The organism is Mesorhizobium sp. P2_E9, from assembly GCF_056403815.1.
The window spans coordinates 84,605-104,577 of sequence record NZ_JBFUET010000008.1 but is presented as its reverse complement, the minus strand read 5'-3'; the positions used below and the strand labels follow the sequence as shown (position 1 = coordinate 104,577).

Here is a 19,973-nt window from a genome sequence, read left to right as displayed (position 1 = left end):
AAACAATCCTGATGAACGCCCCTCTCAACATCGCCATGCCCGCCGAAGCTTCGGCAGCACCAAAGGCTTATCGGCTGCTGATCGACGGCAAACATGTCGATGCCCGCGACGGCCGCACATTAGAGCGCAAGAGCCCAGGCCATGGCTTCACCGTTTCGCGCTATGCGCAGGCTGGCGAGGCCGAGGTGGAAGCGGCGATGCAGGCCGCGCACAAGGCATTCGAGACCGGCCCGTGGCCGCGCATGAAGGCCTCCGAACGCGCCGCGATCCTGCACAAGGCGGCCGACCTGATCGAGGCGCGGTTGGAAGACATCGCCCGGCTCGACGCGCTGGAATCCGGCAAGCCGATCGCCCAGGCGCGCGGCGAGATCGGCGGCGCCGTCGACATCTGGCGGTACGCGGCATCGCTCGCCCGCACGCTGCACGGCGAGAGCTACGCCAATCTTGGCGACGCCATGCTGGGCGTGGTCGTGCGTGAGCCGATCGGCGTCGTCTTGATCATCACGCCTTGGAATTTTCCGTTCCTTATCGTCAGCCAGAAACTGCCTTTCGCGCTCGCCGCCGGCTGCACGGCCGTGGTCAAGCCGAGCGAGATGACGTCGGCCTCGACCTTCGTGCTGGGCGATATCCTGCTGGAGGCCGGGCTGCCCGCCGGTGTCGTCAACATCCTTGCCGGTCTCGGCGGCGATGTCGGCGCGCCGATGGTCAGCCATTCCCTGGTCGAGATGGTGTCGTTCACCGGTTCGACCCGCGTCGGCAAGATGACCATGGCGTCGGCAGCGCAGTCGCTGAAGAAAGTCTCGATGGAACTTGGCGGCAAGAACGGCCAGATCGTCTTCCCCGACGCCGACCTCGAAGCGGCCGCCGACGCGGCGGTGTTCGGCGGCTTCTTCAATGCCGGCGAATGCTGCAATGCCGGCAGCCGGCTGATCGTGCACGAGGCGATCGCCGACGATTTTCTTGCTGCTGTGAAGGCACTTACGTCGAAAGTAACAGTGGGCGATCCACTGGATGATCGCACCAAGGTCGGCGCGATGATCTCGTCCGACCATCTGGCCAAGGTGACGGGTTACGTCACGGCAGCCGCAGGCGAAGGCAGCAACGTCTTCAGCGGCGGCAAGCAATTGGCCTCCAATGCCGGCCAATATCTCGACCCCACCATCATCCGCGGCGTCACCGAGAACATGGCGATTGCACGCGAGGAAGTGTTCGGACCGGTGCTCTCCGTGCTCACTTTTGAAACGATTGAAAAGGCGTTGCACATCGCCAACAACACGCCCTATGGTCTGTCTGCAGGCGTGTGGAGCGCCAGCATCGACACATGCATGTCGGTGGCGCGTGGGGTGCGTTCGGGGACGGTTTGGGTGAACACATTCATGGAAGGTTATCCCGAGCTGCCTTTCGGAGGCTACAAGCAGTCAGGTCTCGGACGCGAACTCGGCAAACGCGCCGTCGAGGACTATACCGAGGAAAAGACAATCCAGTTTCATCGCGGCCAGCGCACCGGATGGTGGGTCGGCTGAGTTTGGAAGAACCCGGTGGGCTTCCACCGGTCGTGTAATGCAACAAGGGAGGAAGTACATGTTGCGCAAACTGCTTATCGGAACGGCTCTTGCATCGGGGCTTGCTTTCGCGGCCCATGCCGAGGACGTCAAGGAAGTGCAGATGCTGCATTGGTGGACGTCGGGCGGCGAAGCGGCTGCTCTCAATGTCCTCAAGCAGGACCTGGCCAAGGAGGGTTATGCCTGGAAAGACGTGCCGGTGTCCGGCGGTGGCGGCGACCCCGCAATGGTCGTGCTGAAGGCAATGGTGGCAGCCGGCAATCCGCCGACGGCTTCGCAGATGCTCGGCTATACCGTGCTCGACTATGCGGCAGCTGGCAAGACGGGTGACATCACCGCCATCGCCATCAAGGAGGGCTGGGACAAGGTTGTTCCGGCGGCGCTGCAGAAGTTTACCATCTATGACGGCAAATGGGTCGCGGTTCCCGTCAACGTCCATTCGGTCAACTGGGTGTGGATCAACAAGGCGGTGATGGACAAGATCGGCGGCACCGAGCCGAAGACCTTCGACGACCTGATTGCGCTACTCGACAAGGCCAAGGCGGCCGGCGTGATCCCGCTCGCTCTCGGTGGCGAGAACTGGCAGGAAGCCACCATGTTCGATTCGGTCGTGCTGTCGACCGGCGGACCTGAGTTCTACAAGAAGGCCATGAACGACCTCGACGACGCCTCGCTCAAGTCCGACACGATGAAGAAGTCGTTCGATAATTTGGGCAAGCTGATTACCTATGTCGACCCGAACTTCTCCGGTCGCCAGTGGAATCAGGCAACTGCCATGGTCATCAAGGGCGATGCTCTGGTGCAGGTCATGGGCGACTGGGCCAAGGGAGAGTTCCACGCCGCCAACAAGACCCCGGGCACCGACTTCCTGTGCTATCGTTTCCCGGGCACCGACGGCAGTGTCGTTTACAACTCCGACATGTTCGCCATGTTCGACGTTGCAGACGATCGCAAGGCGGCCCAGGCAGCACTTGCCACCGCCACGCTCTCGAAGAGCTTCCAGTCGGCCTTCAACGTCGTCAAGGGCTCGGTTCCGGCCCGCATCGACGTCCCGGACACCGACTTCGACGCTTGCGGCAAGAAGGGCATCGCCGACCTCAAGGCCGCCAACGAGAAGGGCACCTTGTTCGGCTCGCTGGCCCAGGGCTATGGCGCCCCGCCCGCGATCGCCAATGCCTACAAGGATGTTGTGACCAAGTTCGTCCACGGCCAGATCAAGACCTCGGACGAAGCCGTGACCGAACTGGTCAAGGCGATCGACGACGCCAGGTAAGCGCTCGCCACCAAGACACCTTCCCTGCCTCGGCGGGGAAGGTTTCATCCCAGAATTGGCCGGCTTGAACACCACGCCGACCAAAGACCCGTATGCACGGGGCCGCCTTGCCGCCTGACGGCAGAGCACGGACGGCCCGAACGGGAGGAGCCTCATGAGCAGTGTAGCGACAACCCAGATCAAGCTGACGCCGGAGCGGTCGCGCCCCTCGGTGCGCTCGCGGCTGCAGGACGCCCTGCCGAAGATCGTGCTGGCGCCGAGCTTCGCCATTACCATCATCTTTGTCTACGGCTTCATCCTGTGGACGATCTATCTGTCCTTCACCAATTCCAAGACCTTCCCGTCCTACGTCATCACCGGCTCGCGCGCCTATCAGCGGCTGTGGGGCTGGACCTTCGACACAGACCCGCCATCGAGCTGGTACACGTCGATCACCAATATGGGCATTTTCGGCTTTCTCTACATCTCCATCTGCCTGGCGCTTGGCCTGTTCCTGGCCATCCTGCTCGACCAGAAGATCCGCGGCGAAGGCGTACTGCGCCCGATCTATCTCTACCCGATGGCGCTGTCCTTCATCGTCACCGGCGTCGCCTGGAAATGGTTCCTCGACCCGGGTCTCGGCCTTGAGCAGACGCTGCATCAGTGGGGCTGGACGAGCTTCCATTTCGACTGGATCAAGAACAAGGATTTCGTCATCTACACAGTGGTCATCGCCGGCGTCTGGCAGGCCTCCGGCTTCATTATGGCGATGTTCCTGGCCGGCCTGCGCGGCATTGACGGCGAGATCATGAAGGCGGCGCAGATCGATGGCGCCACCACCTTCCAGCTCTATCGTCGCATCGTCATTCCGCTGCTGCGGCCGATCTTCCTGTCGGCCTTCATCGTACTCGCGCACCTCGCCATCAAGTCGTATGATCTGGTGGTGGCGCTGACCAGCGGCGGCCCCGGCGGCTCGGCCTGGTTGCCGTCCAACTTCATGTATGAGTACACTTTCAAGCGCAACGAAATGGCCGTCGGCTCGGCCAGCGCCGTCATCATGCTGATGACCATTGTGGCGATCATCGTGCCTTACCTCTACTCCGAGCTCAGGGAGAAGCCGCGATGAGCGCTGTCACCTCACCCGCCCGCCAGGGCACTGGCGGCATCAGCACCAAGGTCCTGAACCGCATCGTCATCTACGGGCTGCTGGCGCTGTTTGCGCTGTTCTATTTGATGCCGCTGTTCGTCATGCTGGTCACCTCGTTCAAGACCATGGACGAAATCCAGAACGGCAACATGCTGGCCCTGCCCAAGGCACCGACCTTCGACCCGTGGCTGAAGGCCTGGGGCGAGACCTGCGTCGGCCTGACCTGCGCCGGCATCAAGGGCTATTTCTGGAACTCCATCAAGATGGTGGTTCCGGCGGTGCTGATCTCGACCATGCTCGGCGCTCTCAACGGCTACGTGCTGACCAAATGGCGCTTTCGCGGCGCAACCCTGGTCTTCGGCCTGATGCTGTTTGCCTGCTTCATCCCGTTCCAGTCGGTGCTGCTGCCGATGGCGACGATCCTCGGCAGCGTCGGCCGCTTCGGCGTGACGCTGCAGAACTCGGTCGGAACCAGCTTCGGTCTCGGCAATCCGACGGTCAACCTGGTCTTCGTCCACGTCGTCTACGGCCTTGGCTTCACCACTTTGTTCTTCCGCAACTATTACGAGGCCTTCCCGACCGAATTGGTCAAGGCGGCGCAGGTCGACGGCGCCTCCTTCTTCCAGATCTTCCGCCGCATCATGCTGCCGAACTCGATGCCGATCTTCGTCGTCACCGTCATCTACCAGTTCACCAACATCTGGAACGACTTCCTGTTCGCTTCCGCCTACGCCGGCGCCGGCGAGTCGATGCCGATGACGGTGGCGCTCAACAACGTGGTCAACACTTCGACCGGCGTCGTCGAATACAACGTCAACATGGCCGCGGCGATGATAGCGGCTCTGCCCACCCTGATCGTCTATGTCGTCGCCGGCCGCTATTTCGTGCGCGGGCTGATGGCGGGCGCGGTCAAAGGCTGACCATTAGGAAGGAACGATCATGGCTTTTCTGGAAATTGACGGGCTGAAGAAGCGCTTCGGGAATGTTGAAATCCTGAAGGGCATCGATGTCGAGCTCGAAAAGGGCGGCTTCCTGGTGCTGGTCGGCCCGTCCGGCTGCGGCAAGTCCACCTTGCTCAATACCATCGCCGGCCTGGAGCAGATCACGGAGGGCGAGATCCGTGTCGACGGTCGCCCCATCAACGATCTACATCCGTCCAAGCGCGACATCGCCATGGTCTTCCAGAGCTACGCGCTCTATCCGAACATGACGGTGGCCGGGAACATCTCCTTCGGCATGGAAATGCGCGGCGTGCCGGCCGACGAGCGCCAGAAGGCGATCGACAAGGTGGCCAAGGTGCTGCAGATCGGCCATCTCCTGCAGCGCAAGCCGAGCCAGCTGTCCGGCGGTCAGCGCCAGCGCGTCGCCATGGGCCGGGCGCTGGTCCGCGACCCCAAGCTGTTCCTGTTCGACGAGCCGCTGTCCAACCTCGACGCCAAGCTGCGCGTCGACATGCGCATCGAGATCAAGCGCCTGCACGCCACGACAGGCACCACCATCGTCTACGTCACCCATGACCAGATCGAGGCGATGACGCTGGCGACCAAGATCGCCGTCATGCGCGACGGCGAGGTGCAGCAGTTCGGCACGCCGGCCGAAATCTACAACAACCCCACCAACCTGTTCGTCGCCGACTTCATGGGGTCGCCGGCGATGAACCTGATCCCGGCAACCATCGCCACCTCGGGCAATGCGCTGTCCGTCGTGCTGCAACGCGAGGCGCGCGAGCCGATCACGCTGCCGATGGCCAATGCGCCGGCGGGTCTCTCGGCATTCCAGGGCAAGCCGATCATCTTCGGCGTGCGGCCGGAAGCGTTGACCGATCCGGAAGGTGCCGAGCGCAACGCCTCGAATATCGCCACCGCCGACCTGCACATCGAAGTGGTCGAGCCTGCGGGCTCCGACACTTTCGCGGTGACCAATCTCGGCGGCAAGCCCGTTGTGGCGCGGCTGCGCGCCGATGCCAACATCCAGCCGGGCACCAGCACGCCGCTCGCCTTCAATCTGACCAAGGCGGTGTTCTTCGATCCGGCGACCGAGAACCGCATCCGCTAATGTATGTCGCCCAAAAGTGGATCCGGTTTTGGGGCAACGACATGCATCAAAACAAAAACCTAAAGCGCGTCAGGACGCGATTTAGGCCATGACAAATCCGGACATCGTCATCATCGGCTCCGGCATTGGCGGCGCTACGATCGCCTCCGGTCTGGCCGGCAGCGGCGCCTCGATCCTGATTCTGGAGCGCGGCGAGCCCTTGCCGGCAACATCGCATGCGCGCGACACGCGCTCGATTTTCGTCGACGGCCACTACAGGCCAAAGGAGATGTGGCGCGAGGCCGGCGGTGCCGTCTTCAATCCCGGCAATTACTACTATGTCGGCGGCAATTCGAAGTTCTACGGCGCGGTGCTGATCCGCTACCGCAAGGAAGATTTTTCGGCCATGGAGCACTTTGGCGGCGTTTCGCCGGCCTGGCCGTTTTCCTATGACGAATTCGAGCCCTGGTATTCCAGGGCCGAGCAGTTGTTTCGCGTGCGCGGCACGCTGGGCGAAGATCCGACCGAACCCTTCCACTCGATCCCCTATGCGTTCAAGCCGGTGCCCGACGAGGCGCCGATCGCGCGCGCTCGCGCCGAGCTTAGGGGACTCGGCCTGCATCCAGCCTCTTTGCCGCTCGGTGTCGATATCGACACCTGGCTGAACGAAGGCAAGACCGGCTGGGACGCGTTTCCCAACACCGGCCAGGGCAAGATGGACGCCCAGACAGCACCGCTGGCGGCGGCGCTCAAGGACAGCAATATCCGGCTCGAGACCGGCTGCTATGTCGAGTATCTCGAAGCGGCAGCCGACGGCAGAAACATCGCCGCAATCCACTACCGCCAGAACGGCGAGCTGAAGAAAGTGTCGCCGAAGCTGGTCATCCTGTCCGCAGGCGCGGTCAATTCCGCCGTCATCCTGCTGCGCTCGCCCTCTGCTGATGGCAAGGGCCTCGCCAATCGTTCCGACCAGGTCGGTCGTAATTTCATGAACCACAACTCCAGCGCCATGCTGGCCATCGATCCGCGCCGCAGGAACGATTCCGTCTACCAGAAGACGCTGATGCTGAACGATTATTATCTCTCCGACGGCAAGGGCGGCAAGCCGCTCGGCAACGTCCAGCTGCTCGGCAAGATCGACGGCAACATGCTGAAGGCCAATGTGAAGTCGGTGCCGAAATTCGCGCTCGATTACATGGCCGGCCACGCCGTCGACTGGTATCTGATGTGCGAGGACCTGCCCGATCCGGAAAGCCGCATCACGGTCGACGGCAAGGACATCGTCATGCAGTGGCGGCGCTCCAACATACAGTCGCTCGACGGGCTGACCAAGGTGATGCGCGAAAACTTCCGCGCCTGCGGTTATCCCCTCGTGCTGTCGCGCCCCTTCGACAAGCGCACGCCCTCGCATCAGTGCGGCACAGTCAAGATGGGCAACGATCCGGCGATCGCGCCGCTCGATCCGTTCTGCCGCGCGTTCGACCACCAGAACCTGTTCATCGTCGACGGCAGTTTTTTGCCCAACTCGGCTGCGGTTAATCCGGCACTGTCGATCGCCGCTCAGGCACTGCGCGTGGCGGACCACATCCGCAAGGTGGAGCTTTCAGCATGACCCGCCCGGCCGCGATCATCACCGGAGGCGCGCGCGGCATTGGGCTGGCCTGTGCCGAAGCGCTGGCTAATGACGGCTTCGACATTTTGCTCGCCGACCTTGCCGAACACGCGTCGGACGAACTCGCCGAGAACATCGCCGAACGCGGCGCGAAATTCGCTTACGCTCAATGCGACATCGCCGATCTCAACAGCCACACAGCACTTGTCGATGCCGCCATGCGCGCCTTCGGCCGCATCGATTGCCTGGTCAACAATGCCGGCGTCGGCGCAGTCGTACGTGGCGATCTTCTCGAGCTGAAACCGGACAATTTCGACCGCACACTTGGCATCAACCTGCGCGGCACCGTGTTCCTCAGCCAGGCCGTCGCGAAAGCGATGCTTGCGGTTCCTGGCGATCACACAAAATCGATCATCACCGTCACCTCGGTCAGCGCCGAGATGGCTTCGCCGGAGCGCTCAGAATACTGCATCTCGAAGGCCGGGCTCTCTATGTGGGTGAAGAACCTGGCGCTCAGGCTCGCCCCGGAAGACATCGGCGTGTTCGAACTGCGGCCGGGCATCATCCGCACCGACATGACGGCAGGCGTCACGGCCAAATATGACGCCCTCATCGAGGGTGGACTGGTGCCGTCCAAACGCTGGGGCGAAGCGTCTGATATCGGCGCGGTGGTGGCGACGCTCGCTGCCGGCAAGCTCGGCTTTTCGACCGGCTCGATCATCAATGTCGACGGCGCGCTCTCCGTGCCGCGGTTGTAGGTGGATACTGATATGACCGACTACATCATCGTGGGCGCCGGCCCGGCCGGCTGTGTTCTGGCCAACCGGCTGAGCGAGGACCCCGGCAATTCGGTGCTGCTGCTGGAAGCCGGCGGCAAGGACTGGCACCCTTACATCCACATGCCCGCGGGCTTCGCCAAGATGACCAAGGGCATCGCCTCCTGGGGCTGGTCGACCGTGCCGCAAAAGCACATGAAGGACCGCGTCTTCTGGTACACGCAGGCCAAGGTGGTCGGCGGCGGCTCGTCGATCAACGCCCAGATCTACACGCGCGGCAATGCCCGCGACTATGATGCCTGGGAGAAGGAAGAGGGCCTCGCCGGCTGGGGCTACCGCGACGTGCTGCCCTACTTCAAGCGGGCCGAGAACAACCAGCGCTACGCCAACGACTTTCACGGCGACCAGGGTCCGCTCGGCGTGTCCAACCCGATTTCGCCGCTGCCGATCTGCGAGGCCTATTTCCGCGCCGGCCAGGAGATGGGCATTCCCTTCAACCCGGATTTCAACGGCGCTGCCCAAGAAGGCGTCGGCTACTACCAGCTGACCCAGAAGGATGCCCGGCGTTCCTCCGCCTCGGTCGCCTATCTCAAGCCCATCCGAGCCCGAAAAAACCTCACCGTCCGGACCGACGTATTGGTGACCCGCATCGTCGTCGAAAAAGGCCGCGCCATCGGCGTCGAGATCGTCGATAGACCAGGCGGTCAGACAAAAATCCTGCGCGCCGAGCGCGAGGTGATTGTCTCGTCAGGCGCCATCGGCTCGCCAAAGCTACTGATGCAGTCGGGCATCGGGCCTGCCGATCACCTGAAATCGGTCGGCGTCACGCCGGTGCATGACCTGCCCGGGGTCGGCTCAAACATGCAGGATCATCTCGATTTGTTCGTCATCGCCGAATGCACCGGCGATCACACCTACGACAACTACGCCAAGCTGCACCGCACGGCCTGGGCGGGCCTGCAATATCTGCTTTTGAAGAAGGGGCCGGTGGCCTCCAGCCTGTTCGAGACCGGCGGCTTCTGGTACGCCGACCCCACCGCCGCCTCGCCGGACATCCAGTTCCATCTCGGCCTGGGCTCCGGCATCGAAGCCGGCGTCGAGAAGCTGAACAATCCGGGCGTCACCTTGAACTCGGCCTTCCTGCGGCCGCGCTCGCGCGGCACGGTGCGGCTGAAGAGTGGCGATCCGGCCGACCATCCGCTGATCGACCCGAACTACTGGTCCGATCCCTATGACCGCGCCATGTCGCTGAAGGGGTTGCGGCTGGCGCGCGAGATCATGCGGCAGAAGGCGCTTGCCCCCTACGTGCTGCGTGAAGTCCTGCCCGGCCCGTCACTGGCCAGCGATGACGAGTTGATCGACTATGCCTGCCGTACCTCCAAGACCGACCATCACCCGGTCGGCACCTGCCGCATGGGCCATGACGACATGGCCGTGGTGACGCCAGATTTGCGACTGCGCGGCATTGAGGGGTTGCGCGTCTGCGACGCCTCGGTGATGCCGCGCGTGCCCTCTTCCAACACCAATGCACCGACCATCATGGTCGGCGAAAAGGGCGCCGATTTGGTGCTCGGCCGCGAACCGCTGCCGCCAGCAGTGTTTTCCGGCAACCGGGCTGCCTAGGAGCAAAAAAATGATCAGGCACTGTGTGTTCGTCAGGTTTCGCGACGATGTCCCCGATGGTGAGCGCACGGCGATCCATGCCGACCTCGAAGCGCTGCGGCAGGTGATCGACGGCATGGACAAAGTCCAGTTCAGCGCCAATGTCAGCCCGGAGCCTTTCGCGCGCGGCCTCAGTCATGGCTTCACCATCGATTTCCGCGATGCCGCCGCCCGCGACGCCTATCTCGTGCATGAAGCGCATCAGCGCGCCGGCGCCCGGCTGGTCGCCGCGCTCGAAGGCGGCACCGACAGTTTGATGGTCTTCGATCTCGATCTTACGAAAAAGTGACCGCCGGTTCTTCGAAAGCCGGCTGATCGCTGTTCTCTTTTGCGAACCGGGCGACATATCGTTCCTTTGGGGGAGCCAAAGGAGGACGCCTTGAATCTCACTGCCGAGCAGAAGAAAACCGTTCTGGCCTCATTCCTGGGCTGGACGCTCGACGCTTTTGATTTCTTCCTTCTGACATTCCTGCTCACTGATATTGCGAGTGAATTCCAGACGGATGTCCCGGCAGTCTCAAAGGCATTGTTCCTGACCTTGGCGACGCGCTTCATCGGCGCGTTCTTCTTTGGTATGCTCGCTGACAAATACGGGCGCAAGCCCATCCTCATGCTCAACATCGTCAGCTATTCGGTGATCGGCGCGCTCGCCGCCTTCTCGCCCAATCTCGGCATCTTCCTTGCGTTGCGCGCTTTGTTCGGCATCGCCATGGGCGGCGAATGGGGGCTCGGCAGTTCGCTCGCCATGGAATCCGTTCCGCCCAGCGCGCGTGGCTTTGTCTCGGGCATCCTGCAATGCGGTTATCCGGCCGGCTATCTCCTGGCGGCGGTGGTCTACGGCCTGCTCTACCAGCAGACGATCGGCGGCTACACGATCGGCTGGCGCGCCATGTTCCTGCTCTCCTTCGTGCCGGCGTTGATCGTGCTCTTCATCCGCTCGCATGTACCGGAATCGCCTGCCTTCGTTGAGGCGCAGAAGGCACCCAGGCCTGGCCTGCTGGAAACGCTGCAGAAGCACTGGGGCGTCGCGCTCTATGCCGTCGTGCTGATGATGTTCTTCAACTTCTTCAGCCATGGCACGCAGGACCTCTACCCGACCTTCCTGAAGAAGCAGCACGGCTTTGACCCGCATACGGTCAGCTGGATCACCATCGTCGCCAATATCGGCGCCATCGTCGGCGGCCTGGCCTTCGGCGCGCTGTCGGAGAAGATCGGCCGCGTCAACGCCATCACGCTCGCCTGCCTGATCGCCCTGCCCTCGATTCCGCTCTGGGCCTACTCGACCACGCCGTTCATGCTGGCCATCGGTGCCTTCGTCATGCAGGTCTCGGTCCAGGGCGCCTGGGGCGTCATTCCGGTGCACCTCAACGAGCTTTCGCCGGGTGCGGTGCGGGCGACCTTGCCCGGCTTCATCTATCAGGCCGGCAATCTCGCCGCGTCCTATGGCGGTCCGTATCAGGCGGGAATAGCGGAAAGCGCCGGAGGCAGCTACGGCTATGCGCTTGCGCTTTTTGCCGGCGTGGTCGCCGTCTGCATCATCGTCGTCATCCGCTTCAGTCCGGAACGGCGCGGCCAGGTGATGACGGTGCTCGGCTGACGAAAGTTAGCCTAGCCTGAGGGCGATGACCCCGGCAACAATGCTGAGCGCGGCGGCGCCGCGCCAGCCCGTCATCTTCTCGCCAAGCGCGTAGACCGAGATCATCATGGCAAACAGGATCGAGGTCTCGCGCAGCGACGCCACCGAGGCGATCGGCGCCTTGGTCATCGCCCACATCACGATCCAGTAGGCCGCGCCACTGAGCACTCCGGTGAACAGCCCGGCTTTCCAGTCGCGCGCCAGCACCGGCAGTGCCTTGGGTCCACGGAAGACGAGGCACAGCACCAGCGCACCAAAGGCGTCACAGATGAACAGCCAGGCGGCATAGCTCTGCGCGGTTGCTGCCAGCCGCGCGCCGCTGCCGTCGGAGAGCGTATAGCTGGAGATGAAAATCGAAGTGCCGAGCGCAAAGCCAACCGCGCGGAGATTGATCCGCTCCAGATGCGCGCCGCCGCGAAACGACATCACCAGCGTGCCGGCCGACAGTAGCAGGATGCCGAGGATGGCGAACGGCGCCGGCATCTCCTGCACCACAACAACGCCGCCGAGCGCGGTCAGCAGCGGCGCCGTGCCGCGCGCCAGCGGATAGGTCTGGGCGAAATCGCCGGCCTGGTAGGCGCCGATCAGGAAGGTGCGATAGCCCATGTGGAAGATCACCGAAGCGATGATGTAGGGCCACACCTCGGCCTTCGGAAATTCGACAAAGGGCAGCACCACCAGAGCGGCGGCGCCCATGCCGAGCGTCATCAACGTGATCGACAGGAAGCGATCGAGATGGACCTTGACCAGCGCGTTCCAGATCGCGTGCATGGCGGCGGCGGCAAGCACGGCAAAGAAGACGAAAAGCGTCATTTCGGGCTTACCCGCCTCCCAAACCGAAGGGCGTCTCGAGATCGATGTCGATCCGGACCGGGAAGTGATCGGACGCCACCTCGCCTATATCAGATCCGACCGAGCGCACCCGCCCGGCGAACATGCCGCCGACGAAGCAGTGGTCGAGCCGGCGTTTTGCGAGTCTGCCGTCGATGATCTTCTCATGGGTGTGGAAGTCATCCGCCGGGTCGATCGCCACGGAAGCGGCATCGACGAAGCCGTCGAGATAGGCCGCACCGCGATGATAGGGTGTGCTGCCGACCATGCTGCGATATTCGGCGCTGCCCGGCTCCATGTTGAAATCGCCCATCCAGATCGCCGCCGGCGGGTTTTCCGGCTCGGTCTCGCCGCTGGTCCAGTTGCGTGAAGGCTCGTCATCGGTACCGCTCCACGGCCCGCCCTCGGACGGCGCGCGGCGATGTTGGGCGAGCAGATAGTCGATCTGCTCCAGCCGCTCCTCGGCCGCGATATGCGCGAGATGCAGCGACAGTACCCGCACCGCGCCGGCCGGCGTGCGGATCATGCATTCGAGTGCCGCGTTGCGCGTATTGAGTGGCCTGAGCGTACGGCGCATCGGCAGCGCATGCAGCCGCGACCAGACGATCGGCAGCTTCGACAGAACCATGGTGCCGAACTGCCGCCGCCGGTTGACCAGCCGGCCGTCCCGCCGCTCGCTGGCGTCCATGTCGAAGGCCGGGCCGTAGACCCAGTGGTAGTCGGGCAGCAGGCGCGACAGCAGCTCCGGCTGGTCGTCGAAATTGCTGCGCTGCCAGTGCCGCTCGACCTCCTGCAGGGCAATGATGTCGGCGCCATCAACGATCCGCGCCGCACGCGAAAGATCGTAGCGGCCGTCGCTGCCGAACCCGTATTGGATGTTGTAGCTGACCAGCTTCATTGCTTATCCGGCTCACTTTCGGTGATGGCAGTAGCGGTTCGATGGACCGGTTGCAATGTGCAGGAGAACGGCAGCGGCTTGTGCCAGAAGCGTCCCCCCTGCCCCGCAGCGCGATCATGCACCGATTCCTCGCCGCTTCGGTATCCTCCGCGCCGGAAAACGCCGCGAGCGTCCCGCGAATGGCGATGGCCCGAATTTGGCGCTAGTAGGTCGTCAGCGGCTGGAACCGGCCCGCCGGAGATGCCGCCAGTTCCGCCCAGTCGATCTCTTCCTCCAGCCGATGATAGGCTTCATCGCCGATCGTACCGTTGCGGCGGAGTTCCTCCAGCGTGTCGCGCTGGCGGTTGATGGCATAGAGGCGCAGCCGGTCGTATTCTGTTGCCGCCTGTGCGTCCTCCGGATTTTCCGCAATCACGCGCTGAGCCTCGTACTGCTCGCGCACGACAGCCGCCGCGGCCGAAGTCTTGCGGCTCAACACGTCGAGTGCGGCCTGCATGATGGCAACGCGTGCCTGCGCCACCTCGTTGTCGACCGTTCGGTCCGGGTCGAAGTTGAGTATCCGCAGCAGAGGCTTGAGCGTCATTCCCTGCAGCACCAGCGTGCCCAGAACCACGGCGAAGGCGGCAAGCACGATTGGGTCACGGCCGGGAAAGCCGGCCGGCAAGGCAATGGCCACCACCAGCGTCACCAGCCCGCGCATGCCGCACCAGCCGACGAGCACGGCGCCGCCAAATGTCGGGACATCCCGCCTTCTGTCCTCGCCACCGAAGCGGGCAACCCATCGTATGATCGCCACGTAACTCGCCACCCAGACGAGACGTGCGACGATGACGACAACCAGCACCGTTGCAGCGAACAGAAAGGCCTGTCCTTGCCCTTCGCCCGAAAGCCGGCCGACGATCGATCGCGCCTGCAGGCCCATCAGCACGAAAGCCAGCACGTTGAGCACGAACACCGCCGTCTCCCAGACCGAATAGGTGCTGACGCGCCGCCTTGCCGACATGTGGCGTGGCGCCCGGCGCGCCAGGGTCATGGCGTAGACGACGATGGTGATGATGGCCGAAAGGCCCAACCTGTCCGCCAGGATCCAGACCCCGAACGTTCCGGCGAATTGCACCACCGTGCTGCTCGCCGCGTCCTCTATCTTTGCGAGCGTCAGCAGCGAGAAGCGGCCGAGCGCATAGCCGGCGATCAGGCTGCCTATAGTCGACAACAGGATCGTCGGAATGGCGTTGCTCAGCATGATCGAGCCGAGCGCCGCCGAAACCGCCAGTCGGTAGATCAAGAGCGCGGTGGCATCGTTGAGCAGGCTCTCGCCTTGCAGTATGGCGGTGATGCGGTGCGGCACCCTGAATTGCCCGAGCACGGCTGATGCCGCGACCGCATCCGGTGGCGCGACGATGGCGCCGAGCGCGATCGCCGCGGCGATCGGCAGACCGGCCATCTTCCAGCCAACGAAGGCAACGACGACAGTGGTGAAGACCACGGCGCCAAGCGCCAGCAGCAGCAGCGGCAGCCGGTAGCGCTTCAAATCGCGCAACGAGGTGTCATATGCGGCATCGAGGAGCACCGGCGCGATGAACAGGGCAAGCGCCAGTTCCGGATCGATCTCGATCATCGGCGCGCCGGGCACGAAGGCAATCCCTACCCCGGCCAAGGCCAGCAGGGACGGATAGGGAATCTCCAGCTGTCGCGACAGTGCCGTCAACGCAACGGCTGTCAGAAGCAGGATAAGGGTGAGTTCGAAAAGAGCCATGGGCGGTTACTTCAATGAAACGGGAGTGCCGGTGCAAATATTCGTGCAGGATGCGGTAGATTGGCCATCAAACTCAAGCCCTCTGGCCGGACGCCTCGAGCCACCTCCTGCCTTACAAGACCGGTATGATCCGCATCGGCCAATATGACTCGCCTTTCGTGCGCCGTGTCGGCATCGCGCTGACCCTGTATGGCATACCTTTCGAGCACCGTCCGTGGTCGGCCTTCGGCGATGCCGACAAGATTCGGCCCTACAACCCGCTGACGCGGGTGCCGACACTGGTGCTGGACAATGGCGAGGTGCTGATCGAAAGCCACCTCATGCTGGACTATCTCGACAGCCCGGTTCCATCGAGCCAAAGGATGTTTCCGTCGACCGAGCCGCTGCGCCACCAGGCACTGAAAGTGTCAGCCCTGGCCACCGGGCTTGGCGACAAGATTGTCAGCCTGTTCTATGAAAGGCGGCTGCACGAGACGGTTTCCGATCTATGGTAGAGCGCTGCCGCAGGCAGATCGAGACCGCGCTCTCTGTTCTGGAGGCGGACCGGGCTGGCCGGCAGGCCACCTATTGGTTCGGCGACCGCGTTGGGCATGCCGACATCGCGGTGGCCGCGATGATACGCTTCCTCAACGACGCACATCCTGGTTTGATATCGCTAGCCGACTTCCCGGCGCACACGCCGCGCGAATGGAAGCCCTTGCGGTCTTTCAGGCGATATCGCAGCCGTTCATCGCGCCGGCCTGATTGACGCTTTCGCTGCTAATGCAGCACCAGCATGTCGTCGGACGAGAACGAAATCTCGGCCTTCTCGCCAACAGCCGGTGGCGGCGTTGCCGGACTGTTGAACGTGTCGAGCGACACCGTGTTGCCGCCGATGCCGACGCGAACGCGGATCACCGAGCCGAGGAAATGCACTTCAGAGATCTCGCCGGACAGGCTGGAATCGCGACCGGGCTGACGGCCAAGCGAAATCGCCTCGGGACGCAGCGCCAGCGACAGCGTATCGCCCGACTTGGATCCGTTGAGCTTGCCCTTCAGCGAGACCTGTTCGGAATTGACCCGCACCGTGCCCGCCGCTGCGTCGGTGACGGTGCCTTCCAGCACATTCAGTGTGCCGACGAAATTGGCGACGAACTTGGTCGCCGGGCGGTTGTAGATCTCGAACGGCGTACCGACCTGTTCGGCCTTGCCGCCATACATGACGGCGATGCGATCCGAGATCGACAACGCCTCCTCCTGGTCATGGGTAACGAAGATGGTGGTGATGTCGAGCTTCTTCTGAATCGAACGGATTTCCTCGCGCAGCGACACGCGCACCTTGGCGTCCAGCGCCGATAGCGGTTCGTCGAGCAGCAGCAGTTTCGGTTTCGGCGCGATGGCACGCGCCAGCGCGATGCGCTGCTGCTGGCCGCCCGAGAGCTGGTAGGGGTAGCGGTCAGCCATCTGCGGCAGCTTGATGATGTCGAGCATCTCAGCGACGCGCCGGTCGGCGTCCGGCTTGTTCATGCCGCCCACCTTCAGCCCGAAGGCGATGTTCTGCGCCACCGTCAGGTTCGGGAACAGCGCATAGGCCTGGAACACCATGCCGACATTGCGCTGATTGGGCTTCAGCCTGGTGATATCCTTGCCGCCGACCACGATCTTGCCGCCCGACGGCTCCTCGAAACCGGCGACCATGCGCAGCACCGTCGTCTTGCCGCAACCGGATGGTCCGAGGAACGAGACGAACTCGCCCGGTGCGACATCAAGGCTGAAATCCTGGACCACGGTGTTGGTGCCGTAGGACTTTCGCACATGCTGGATAGACAGGAATGGCTCGACCATGGCTTTTCTCTCGATCAATTCGGGCGGTTCGCCGATTTCGGCGCGAAGCGGGACAGGATCTGGATCAGCGACATGCAGCCCCAGGTGATGGCGAAGGCGATGATGGCAAGCGCCGCCGGTTCATAGGCGCGGTTGGCGCCGATGTTCTGCAGATAAGGCCCAAAGGCCGGCCGGTTGAGCAGACTTGCCATGGTGAACTCGCCGATAACGATCGCGAAAGTCAGAAACGCCCCCGACAACACCGCGATCAGCACATTGGGCAGGATAACCCTTGTGATGATCGTCGACCAGCCGGCACCAAGTATCTGCGCCGCTTCGGTCAACGTTCGCACGTCGATAGTGCGAAGTCCGGTATCGACCGCGCGGTACATATAAGGCAGCGACAGCGTCGCATAGCCGATCACCAGCAAGGCACTGGCACCCAGATCGCTGGCAAGGAACGGCAACGGCGAATTCGAGCCGTACATTCTGATGTAGCCGAAGACGATAACGATGGCCGGGATGACCAACGGTAGCAGCGTGACGAATTCCACGATCGGCCGCAACTGCGGCAGCCGCAGCCGGATCCAGTAAGCCGCCGGCACCACGACCAGCACGCCCAGGATAATGGTGAAGATCGCGGCAACCACGGAATACATGAACGTTGCCTGGAACCGTGGGTCGCCCAGAACGATCTGATAGGCGTCGAAGGAATGGACGCCACGCCGCAGGCGCAGCGAAAACTCGAACGTCGCGAGCAGAGGAATGAAGAAATATGCCGCGCTAAGCGCGAAAACGACCCAAGCCCAGAATTTTCCCGACTTCATTTGAGCCACCTCTCAGAACGCGTCCGGAACCAGATGTAGAAGACGTTGGCCAAGCCCGTGATGACGATCATGCCGAAGGCGATGGCGTAGCCGAGCTGCGGGTTGTGCAGCACGTCGCCGTTGATCTGAGAATACAGCTTGATTGGCACGATGTTGAGCGCCGGACCGGCAAACGCATAAGCCGTGGCAATGGCGCCGAAGGAATTGGCGAACAGCAGGATGACCGTGCCGAGAAAGCTTGGCCACAACACCGGTATGACCACCATGCGCCAGTACTGCGCCTGGGTGGCACCCAGTGTGGCGGCCGCCTCGCCCCATTCCTTCTTCAAACCGTCGATTGCCGGCACGATGATGACCACCATCAGCGGAATCTGGAAGAACAGGTAAACCACGATCAGCCCGGCCGTGGTCAGGAAATTGAACCCCATCGCGTAGATGTTGAGGTTGAACACGTCGCGCAGGAGCGCCGTCACAATACCGACGCGGCCGAGTGTTGCTATGAACGCGAAGGCGAGCGGCAAGCCGGCGAAGTTAGAGGCCACGCCGGAGAATGTCAGGGTCGCCGACCGTATCCAGTTGGGCAGGCCGCCGCGCACGATTGCGATAGCCAGCGCGAGTCCGGCAAATGCACCGATGATGGCCGACCAGAAACTGATCTTGATCGAAACCCAGTAGGCATTGCTGATGGACGGGTCGCTCACCAACTGCAGGAGATTGTCCAGCGTCAGGTGGCCGTCCCCGTCTTGAAAGGCGCCAACGACAAGATAAAGCGTCGGCAGGATCAGGAACATGATGGTGAAAATGAAGAAGGGCGCCACACCGATCCATTGCGTCGGGAACCTGAAAGCGGTCGCCTCGTTCGGTGGCGCGGGCTTGGTGGCAATCGTTCGATTTGAAAGCGAGAGATCGGTCATGCGCCGGCTACCGTCTTCGAGGGAGGGCCGGGCGGCCTCGCGACCGCCCGGTGGATTTTCAAGCCTTACTTGACGTTGGCGCCGACAACGGCGTCCCAGTTCTTGCTGATAGCTTCCTTGGCCTTGCCCTGCTCGTCGAGCGTCGGGAACGCGGCGGCGGCATAGGATTCCGCCGGCGGCAGCTTGGCCAGCACGTCAGCCGGGACCTTGCCGTTCTTGGCGAGATCGTTGAAGCGGATCGGGTGGCAATAGCCCTTCAGCCAGCCGATCTGGCCTTCGTCGGAATAGAGGTACTCCATCCACAGCTTGGCTGCGTTCGGATGCGGCGCAAAGGCGCTGATCGCCTGCACGTAGACACCGGCGACGACGCCCGTCTTCGGCACGATGACGTCGACGGGCGGGTTGCCCTTCAGCGTATCGCGGCCAGCAAGCGCGTTGTAATCCCAGTTGATCAGGATCGGGGTCTGGCCCTGGGCGAGCGTTGCGGGCTTGCCGACGACCGGGACGAAATTGCCGGCGGCGTTGAGCTTCTTGAAGAAGTCGAGGCCAGCGGTGCCGGCGGCTTCACCGGCAGCGGCGCCCGTCGACAGACCGGAGGCATACACTGCCTGGATGGCCTGGTTCGAAGCGCGCGGATCACCGGCGACGGCGACCGCATTGGCGAATTCCGGCTTCAAGAGATCGGCCCAGTCCTTCGGCGATTCCTTGATCAGGTCCTTGTTCACCATGAACGACAGGACGCCGTAATAGTCGCCATACCAGGCGCCATCGGCATCCTTGGCGCTGTCCGGGATCGAGTCCCAGGTCGATACCTTGTAGGCTTGGATCAGACCGTCCTTCTTGGCGGACGGACCAAAGGACAGGCCGACGTCGATGACGTCGGGCGCCTGCGGGCCTTTGTTGTCTTTGTTGGCCTTGATCGCCTCGACCTCGTCGCCGGAACCGGCATCGGGGTTGAGTTCGTTGATGGTGATTTCCGGATACTTCGCCTTGAAGCCGGCGATGACGTCGCCGTAACCGCACCAATCATGCGGCAGCGCGATGGTGGTGAGCTGGCCTTCGGCCTTGGCGGCCTTGACGAGATCGTCCAGCGAAGCGGCGGACGAAATCACCGACGACACCATAAGGGTCGCGGCTGAAAGGGAAAGCACCTTCCCCGTGAATTTGAACATGTGTTCTCTCCGTTGAACTGACGCCGTTGGACGCCTGCGATGCGGTATCGTTTTCATGTGACAGCCAGATGAAAGCTTTGTGAAACTGGCT

General features: G+C 62.9%; 17 protein-coding genes and 1 pseudogene. 11 read left to right on the top strand and 7 right to left on the bottom strand.

Annotation, left to right across the window (positions count from 1 at the left end; translation table 11 throughout):
• Nucleotides 1-11 precede the first annotated feature (11 nt).
• The 10 genes from AC1D05_RS15505 to AC1D05_RS15460 all read left to right on the top strand — a co-directional run bounded on the left by AC1D05_RS15505 (nucleotide 12) and on the right by AC1D05_RS15460 (nucleotide 11,642).
• Nucleotides 12-1,523, top strand: coding sequence for an aldehyde dehydrogenase family protein (locus AC1D05_RS15505; protein ID WP_477441798.1), 1,512 nt, complete (start codon nucleotides 12-14; stop codon nucleotides 1,521-1,523).
• 58 nt (nucleotides 1,524-1,581) lie between these two features.
• Nucleotides 1,582-2,835 (top strand): ABC transporter substrate-binding protein, encoded by a 1,254-nt coding sequence (locus tag AC1D05_RS15500; RefSeq protein ID WP_477441796.1) that lies wholly within the window; start codon nucleotides 1,582-1,584, stop codon nucleotides 2,833-2,835.
• A gap of 154 nt (nucleotides 2,836-2,989) precedes the next feature.
• Nucleotides 2,990-3,940, top strand: coding sequence for a carbohydrate ABC transporter permease (locus tag AC1D05_RS15495; RefSeq protein ID WP_477441794.1), 951 nt, complete (start codon nucleotides 2,990-2,992; stop codon nucleotides 3,938-3,940).
• The gene (locus tag AC1D05_RS15490; RefSeq protein WP_477441792.1) at nucleotides 3,937-4,881 is read left to right on the top strand and encodes a carbohydrate ABC transporter permease; all 945 of its coding nucleotides are present in this window, start codon (nucleotides 3,937-3,939) and stop codon (nucleotides 4,879-4,881) included. The genes AC1D05_RS15495 and AC1D05_RS15490 overlap by 4 nt, the downstream gene beginning before the upstream one ends.
• Nucleotides 4,882-4,900: 19 nt before the next feature.
• A complete protein-coding gene (locus AC1D05_RS15485) occupies nucleotides 4,901-6,016 on the top strand; it encodes an ABC transporter ATP-binding protein (RefSeq protein WP_477441790.1) in 1,116 nt (371 codons plus the stop codon).
• A gap of 88 nt (nucleotides 6,017-6,104) precedes the next feature.
• Nucleotides 6,105-7,607, top strand: coding sequence for an FAD-dependent oxidoreductase (locus AC1D05_RS15480; RefSeq protein WP_477441788.1), 1,503 nt, complete (start codon nucleotides 6,105-6,107; stop codon nucleotides 7,605-7,607).
• Nucleotides 7,604-8,365: a 3-ketoacyl-ACP reductase gene (locus AC1D05_RS15475; protein ID WP_477441786.1), complete on the top strand. Its 762-nt coding sequence runs from the start codon at nucleotides 7,604-7,606 to the stop codon at nucleotides 8,363-8,365. The genes AC1D05_RS15480 and AC1D05_RS15475 overlap by 4 nt, the downstream gene beginning before the upstream one ends.
• 12 nt (nucleotides 8,366-8,377) lie before the next feature.
• Entirely contained in the window at nucleotides 8,378-10,006 is a 1,629-nt protein-coding gene (locus AC1D05_RS15470; RefSeq protein WP_477441784.1) for a GMC family oxidoreductase, read from the top strand.
• A 10-nt stretch (nucleotides 10,007-10,016) separates the two neighbouring features.
• The gene (locus tag AC1D05_RS15465; protein WP_477441782.1) at nucleotides 10,017-10,334 is read left to right on the top strand and encodes a Dabb family protein; all 318 of its coding nucleotides are present in this window, start codon (nucleotides 10,017-10,019) and stop codon (nucleotides 10,332-10,334) included.
• A 90-nt stretch (nucleotides 10,335-10,424) separates the two neighbouring features.
• On the top strand, nucleotides 10,425-11,642 hold the full coding sequence (locus tag AC1D05_RS15460) for an MFS transporter (RefSeq protein WP_477441780.1): 1,218 nt from the start codon (nucleotides 10,425-10,427) through the stop codon (nucleotides 11,640-11,642).
• A 6-nt stretch (nucleotides 11,643-11,648) separates the two neighbouring features.
• Here the strand turns inward: AC1D05_RS15460 and AC1D05_RS15455 are convergent, their stop codons facing one another.
• From AC1D05_RS15455 to AC1D05_RS15445, 3 genes are all read right to left on the bottom strand, one after another.
• A complete protein-coding gene (locus AC1D05_RS15455; RefSeq protein WP_477441778.1) occupies nucleotides 11,649-12,494 on the bottom strand; it encodes an EamA family transporter in 846 nt (281 codons plus the stop codon).
• A 7-nt stretch (nucleotides 12,495-12,501) separates the two neighbouring features.
• Complete coding sequence (locus AC1D05_RS15450; RefSeq protein ID WP_477441776.1) at nucleotides 12,502-13,410, bottom strand: endonuclease/exonuclease/phosphatase family protein; 909 nt, start codon at nucleotides 13,408-13,410, stop codon at nucleotides 12,502-12,504.
• Nucleotides 13,411-13,612: 202 nt separating this feature from the next.
• Entirely contained in the window at nucleotides 13,613-15,166 is a 1,554-nt protein-coding gene (locus tag AC1D05_RS15445; protein ID WP_477441774.1) for a cation:proton antiporter, read from the bottom strand.
• A 125-nt stretch (nucleotides 15,167-15,291) separates the two neighbouring features.
• On the opposite strand from AC1D05_RS15445, the pseudogene AC1D05_RS15440 reads away from it, so the two are divergent.
• Nucleotides 15,292-15,910 (top strand): annotated as a pseudogene (locus AC1D05_RS15440) (glutathione S-transferase family protein).
• Between the two features lie 15 nt (nucleotides 15,911-15,925).
• On the opposite strand, the gene AC1D05_RS15435 reads toward AC1D05_RS15440, so the two are convergent.
• The 4 genes from AC1D05_RS15435 to AC1D05_RS15420 all read right to left on the bottom strand — a co-directional run bounded on the left by AC1D05_RS15435 (nucleotide 15,926) and on the right by AC1D05_RS15420 (nucleotide 19,882).
• The gene (locus AC1D05_RS15435; RefSeq protein WP_477441772.1) at nucleotides 15,926-16,990 is read right to left on the bottom strand and encodes an ABC transporter ATP-binding protein; all 1,065 of its coding nucleotides are present in this window, start codon (nucleotides 16,988-16,990) and stop codon (nucleotides 15,926-15,928) included.
• 14 nt (nucleotides 16,991-17,004) lie between these two features.
• Nucleotides 17,005-17,796: an ABC transporter permease gene (locus AC1D05_RS15430; protein WP_477441770.1), complete on the bottom strand. Its 792-nt coding sequence runs from the start codon at nucleotides 17,794-17,796 to the stop codon at nucleotides 17,005-17,007.
• Nucleotides 17,793-18,710, bottom strand: a complete 918-nt coding sequence (locus AC1D05_RS15425; protein WP_477441768.1) for an ABC transporter permease — start codon at nucleotides 18,708-18,710, stop codon at nucleotides 17,793-17,795. The genes AC1D05_RS15430 and AC1D05_RS15425 overlap by 4 nt, the downstream gene beginning before the upstream one ends.
• Before the next feature lie 65 nt (nucleotides 18,711-18,775).
• Nucleotides 18,776-19,882: an ABC transporter substrate-binding protein gene (locus tag AC1D05_RS15420; RefSeq protein WP_477441766.1), complete on the bottom strand. Its 1,107-nt coding sequence runs from the start codon at nucleotides 19,880-19,882 to the stop codon at nucleotides 18,776-18,778.
• Between the last annotated feature and the right edge of the window lie 91 nt (nucleotides 19,883-19,973).